Source organism: Streptomyces sp. 15-116A (assembly GCF_025290915.1).
Taxonomy (GTDB): Bacteria; Actinomycetota; Actinomycetes; order Streptomycetales; family Streptomycetaceae; genus Streptomyces.
In genome coordinates this window covers 1-5,166 of sequence record NZ_JAOCQE010000370.1, presented here as the reverse complement: position 1 = coordinate 5,166, position 5,166 = coordinate 1, and the positions used below count along the sequence as shown (strand labels likewise).

General features: G+C 70.2%; 5 protein-coding genes and 1 tRNA gene. 3 read left to right on the top strand and 3 right to left on the bottom strand.

Annotated elements, in window-relative coordinates; translation table 11 throughout:
- On the top strand, positions 1-696 hold a 696-nt coding region (locus tag N4P33_RS32460), incomplete at its 5' end, for a LacI family DNA-binding transcriptional regulator (protein ID WP_260830523.1).
- A gap of 38 nt (positions 697-734) precedes the next feature.
- On the opposite strand, the gene N4P33_RS32455 is transcribed toward N4P33_RS32460, so the two are convergent.
- Positions 735-1,085, bottom strand: coding sequence for a cupin domain-containing protein (locus N4P33_RS32455; protein ID WP_260830522.1), 351 nt, complete (start codon positions 1,083-1,085; stop codon positions 735-737).
- A gap of 258 nt (positions 1,086-1,343) precedes the next feature.
- On the opposite strand from N4P33_RS32455, the gene N4P33_RS32450 reads away from it, so the two are divergent.
- Both N4P33_RS32450 and N4P33_RS32445 read left to right on the top strand, forming a co-directional pair.
- Positions 1,344-1,417: transfer RNA gene (locus N4P33_RS32450), tRNA-Pro, on the top strand.
- A gap of 154 nt (positions 1,418-1,571) precedes the next feature.
- A complete protein-coding gene (locus N4P33_RS32445; protein ID WP_260830521.1) occupies positions 1,572-3,011 on the top strand; it encodes a hypothetical protein in 1,440 nt (479 codons plus the stop codon).
- A 12-nt stretch (positions 3,012-3,023) separates the two neighbouring features.
- Here N4P33_RS32445 and N4P33_RS32440 read toward each other — a convergent pair whose 3' ends face one another.
- Positions 3,024-4,436 (bottom strand): hypothetical protein, encoded by a 1,413-nt coding sequence (locus tag N4P33_RS32440; protein WP_260830520.1) that lies wholly within the window; start codon positions 4,434-4,436, stop codon positions 3,024-3,026.
- A 158-nt stretch (positions 4,437-4,594) separates the two neighbouring features.
- A partial coding sequence (locus tag N4P33_RS32435; protein WP_260830519.1) for a CHAT domain-containing protein occupies positions 4,595-5,166 on the bottom strand: 572 nt, incomplete at its 5' end.

The window sequence follows — 5,166 nt, the reverse complement described above, 5'->3', positions numbered from 1 at the left end:
AACCGCCGTACCGGACAGGACCCGGCCGACCCCCTGCTCGATCTCCGCGTGGACGGCCTGGTCGTCGTCGGCACCCTGCCCGACCCGGCGGCGCTGGAGCCGGTCGCCGGGCGCATCCCGGTGGTGCTGGCGGGCGCCCGCGAGCCCGTGCCGCCCGGGGTGGACGTGGTCGCCGGTGACGACCAGCGCGGCGCCCGGCTGGTCACCGAGCACCTGATCGGGCTCGGGCACCGGCGGATCGCGCACATCGCCGGGTACGGCGCGGTGGGCGAGCTGCGCCGGCGCAGCTTCGAGGAGACCTTGCGCCGGCACGGCCTGGCCGACGGGGCACTGGTGACGGCGGGGGACATGACCGAGGAGGGCGGCTACCGCGCCGCCGTACGGCTGCTGAGCCGCGCCGACCGGCCCACCGCCGTCTTCGCCGTCAACGACATCGCCTGCGTGGGCGCCCTGTCCGCCGCCGAGGAACTCGGGCTCCGCGTCCCTGGGGACGTCTCCGTGGCCGGCTACGACAACACGAGCCTCTCCCGGCTGCGGCACCTGTGGCTGACCACCGTCGACAACGCGAGCCACGAGGTCGGCCGCCGCGCCGCACGCTGCCTCCTCGACCGACTGGAGTCCCCCGGCCGTCCCGGAGAGCTGCACCTGGTGCCACCGGCGCTGGAGGTCAGAGGGACCAGCGCCGGTCCCGGTTAGCCGCGGCGGGATCCGAGGGGCCGGCGCCAGTCCCGGCACTAGCCGAGGTGGATGTCGTACGCCTTGCGCAGGGTCTCGTGGACCGTCCACGTGGTGCGGTCGCCCTCGCGCAGTACGGCCATGTCGCCGGGGCCCACGTGCAGCGTCGGGCCGTTCTCCACCTCGATGGTCGCCGAGCCGCTGATCACCACGAACAGCTCGTCCGCCTCGGTGTCGGTGACGACGCCGGGGGTGATCTGCCAGATGCCGCGGATCCGCTTGCCGTCCGCCGACTCCCAGACGACCTTGCCGGTCACCTCCGGGTTGCCGGAGACGATCTGCTCAGGGGCGAGGGGTTCGGGGGTGAGATCGGCGTCGGGGATGCGGACGGTGAAGCTGGGCTGGGTCATGCGGCGACCGTAGCCGGTGCCCGCGCGGCGACGAGGGCGACAGGCTGTGCGGAATCGGGGGCCCGCGGCCGACACATCGTCGCGCGCTTGCACGAGAGAGGATGCCCCCGGCCCCGGCCAGCTGTACGTCACCACCCGCCCCGACGACCACGAACGCATGTCATCGGGCGTGGCGCACTGACGGTGCGGTGCCTCACCCGGCGCGCGGATGTTGTACTGTTGACCTGCGCGTTCACCGGAAATCTCCGCGGCGCGCACCGGGACGTGGCGCAGCTTGGTAGCGCACTTGACTGGGGGTCAAGGGGTCGCAGGTTCAAATCCTGTCGTCCCGACGGACACAGAGCCGTGAGGCTGTGTCAGGGCCTTGTCTCACCGCGGTGGGGCAAGGCCCTGGTTCGTTCAGGGGGAGTCCGGCCGCGGGATCGCGTGCGGCCGATCAGGGGAGTCCCGCATGCACAGGGTCGGCGGGGGCCCGAGCCTGGACGCATGAGCATCCGTCCCTGGGTCGTGGTCGATCCGCCGGACAGCCGTGGCCTTCGCCGGGTCGTCGTGGGCGGCGAGCCGGTGGGCACCGCCTGGTCCCTGCGTGAGCTGCGGCGCATGCTCGTACGCCTCGGTTATCCGGCGAGCATGGATCTGGAGGACCCGGCTGCCGTGTACTGGCGCGGAGGCGGCAGCACGGCATGGCCCGACCGCCCGTGGCGCAGACGTACGGTCACCCTGCTGATGACGGCGGGCCTGCTCGCGTCGATGGTCCTGAACACCCTGATCGGACGGCCGGACGCCCTCGGCGCTCTCACCTTCGCCCAGCGAGTCACCGGTGCCCTGTTCGTCGTGTCCGGTGCGGTGCTGGGCGCGGCGGCCGTCGCGGCGCTCGACCACTGCGGACGACGACGGCACAAGAACTCGGGGGCGGTCGTCCTGCTGGGCGTGCTCATCACGCTGGCCACCGGCAGCCTGCTGCTCGTCATGTGGTTCGAGGAGACAGAGTTCACGCCCTATGTCCCGGCCTTCACAGCGCTGTGGTGCTGGTCCCTGTGGGCTCTGTGGCTCCTCGTCCGCGAGCGGGCGTGGCAGGGAATGCCCCGGCCCAGAACCTTCGCGGCCGGGCTGGCCGCCACCGCGCTCGTGTCCGCGGTGAGCCTCGCCTACTCGACCATGTATCAGCCCACGGCGGCTCCGATGCACTTCGTTCTGAAAGCGGAATTCGGGAAATCGCGGCTCGATCGCCGGAATCCATACGTCCACGTGCCACTGAAACTTTACATCAAGAATGACGGACGGATTCCGGTTCACATCATCAACGACGACTACTCGGTCTACGGTCGCACCGCCGAATACTCCGACGACGCGGACCGGCTCGCAGAATGGAGAAGAAGTCTCGACGAGGGGCGGGAAGTGGAAGCAGAACGCTATGTCGACCGGCTGAGATTTCTCCCTGTGAGCAGCGGGCGCTTCTATCCTGTCGGTGGCTCGCTCGACGTCGGTCAGGAGTACGCGACGGAGCACGTGTTCCAGATTCCCAAGGATCCTGAGTTCGATACGATCAACATTGTCCTGCAGATCACGTATATGAGGAAGGACCGGGGGAAGCTCGATGTGAGCGAATTCCGGCGCGCGCATCGCTCGTGGGACAAGCGCGAGGGCCGTTATTACTGCCGTCCGGAGAAGTGCGGGGAAGAGCTGTATTACCATGGCCGAGTCAGACACAACAACAACCTTGTCAATGTCACACGCGAACCGCGGTACGTCACAGCGGTCTGGGGTCCTGGCCAAACACCCGATTACTCCGTTTCCACGTTCCATTTCGAGGGGCCGGTGGCGCGGTCGGAGGAGAAGCGGGAAGAGGACAGGTACGGTGTGTCGACGAGGTACATCGACACGTCCGTACCCGTCGCCGCGTTATTGGAGGAAGCCGCCGACTGACGCGGGCGGCCCTTACGACTTCTCCACGGCTTGGGCCAGCTCGAGCCAGGTCGCCGTCTCCACTCCCTGCCGGTCGAGCTGCCGGGCCGATTGCAGGCAGTGCAGGCCCGGAGTGCCGACGGTCGGGATGAGATCGCGTGCCGGTACGACGTCCTCGGCGAGCCGGGTGATGAGCCGTGCGACCCGGAACAGGGCGTCGTCGTGCTGGTTGTTCCGCAACTGGGCGTGCACGTCCAGGGAGTCGTCACCTGACCGTTCGGACTTCCAGTAGTCCTTCACCCCTGTGTCCTCCCACGGCGGGGGGCTGAGCTGCTTGAGCTTTCCGGCGAGGATCTGGTCGGAGACGGATTCGAACACGGCGTTGGTGCAGACCTCGGCCGCCTCGCCGAGCGGTGCGTCCGGCAGTCCCCGGGCCATGGCCTCGTCCTCCAGCAGTTCCTTCAGCCGCTTGAGCTGCTTGGCGAGTTCCTTGCGCGCCTCGGCCCGGTCCTCTTCGGACATCCTGGGGTCGTTCGCGTCCTTCGACGACCTGCTCGCCTCGTCCGTGGCGCCCGCGAGGCCGTTCCGGCGTCCGTCGGACGTCTCGGACTCGCCCGCGGTGGCCAGCGCGACGCCTATGCGAGCCGTGGCCTGGAAACCCTGCGGCGAGGCGCTGTTCGCGGGCGTCTTCGCTTCGTGGCTCATCATCAGGGCGCTGTTCGTCTGACGGACGCTGTTGATCAGGTGCTTCCGCAGCGCCTTGGACGTGGTGCGGTCGCCGATCAGTTCCAGCACGGACGCCGACCTCCGCACCGTCAGGACGGTGGCGGCCCGCTGCTCGGACGGCACACTCGGTTCACCGGCCACGTCGAGCGTGGCGACCACCTGCTTCACGGCCGAGATCAGACCTTCCCGTGCGTCCTCGGGGATCCGGGGATCATTGATCGCCTCGAGTGCGGCGGTGAGTTCCCGAGCCGTCTCGATGACTCCTTCCCTCTCCTGCGGTGGCGTCTCCGGAGCCTCCGTCTGCCGCAGAATGCCCGTCAGTTCCGCCACGCTGGGGCCGAGTTCCTCCGGGGCGTCCGCAGCGACCCGGCTGAGTTCGGCAGTTACTGCTTCAACCTCTTGGCGCTGGGCCTCGACGGTCCCGTCCGCCGACTGCTCATCCCCGTCAGGAGCGGAGGACTCCTCGTCCCCCGGTGAGTTGTCCGGTTCCGGAGTCCGGCTCGGTGGGCTCGTGGTCGGCCCCGTGTCCGGCGGCTCGCCCGGCGGCGTGGCCGGCGGGTCCGTGGCCGGCGGGTCCGTGGTGGGATGGTCCGACGGGGGCGTCGTCGCGGGTGGTGGGGGCGTCGTCTGTGCGGGTGTCCCGGCCGTCACCTCGCCGCCGGCGTGGGGTGCGGCGAGACCCGTGGTCAGACCTGCCGACAACGCGACGACCGCGGCCACGGCAGATGCACAGACCGTGCGGGGGACATACCGCCAGGAAGTTCGGGCCATAGGAGTGTCCAGGCATCCGGCTCGGCGCTACGTAACCGCTATGCCTCCACTCTTCACCCTCACGGCTCACCCCGCAACGCGTGCATGAGGCCCGGCCGGGGGGTGCGTCACGCCGCCCCGAACGCCGAGAACGCCCACCCGGTCGCCTGGTGCACCGCGTCTCCCGGCAGCGCCGCCCGCGCGTCCCGCAGGGACTCCGCCAGGGACAGACCCGCGCCGATGCCCTTGTGCAGCGCCAGCATCAGCGGAACCACCGCCGCGTCGTTGACCGGTGCGCTGCACGCCACCACACCCGCCGTGCCGAGCGGCAGCAACGCCGTGACCAGACCGAGGAGTTCGTCCGCGCCGACCGTGGCGAAGCGGGCGGTGTCGCAGCAGGACAGGATGATGCGGTACGGGCTGCGGTCCAGGCGCTCGAAGTCGTGCACGATGAGCGGCCCGTCCGCCATCCGCAGCGAGGAGAACAGCGGCCCGTCCGCGCGGAACGCGCCGTGCGCCGCGATGTGCGCCAGCGCCGCCCCGTCCAGCTCCGCCAGCACCCGCTCCACCGACGCGTCCTCGTGCTCCAGCACCGTCGCGGTGGTGTAGCGGTCGGCCAGTTCGGGCACCTCCGCGCCGCCCGTCGCCAGACCCGGACCGCGCACCAGCACCTGCCCGCCCCCGGCCGGCGGCGCCGTCC

What these genes read in the sequence shown, in the direction of transcription:
- N4P33_RS32455 (WP_260830522.1), bottom strand. Translation starts at nt 1,085, where the DNA reads ATGACCCAGCCCAGCTTCACCGTCCGCATCCCCGACGCCGATCTCACC.
- N4P33_RS32445 (WP_260830521.1), top strand. Translation starts at nt 1,572, where the DNA reads ATGAGCATCCGTCCCTGGGTCGTGGTCGATCCGCCGGACAGCCGTGGC.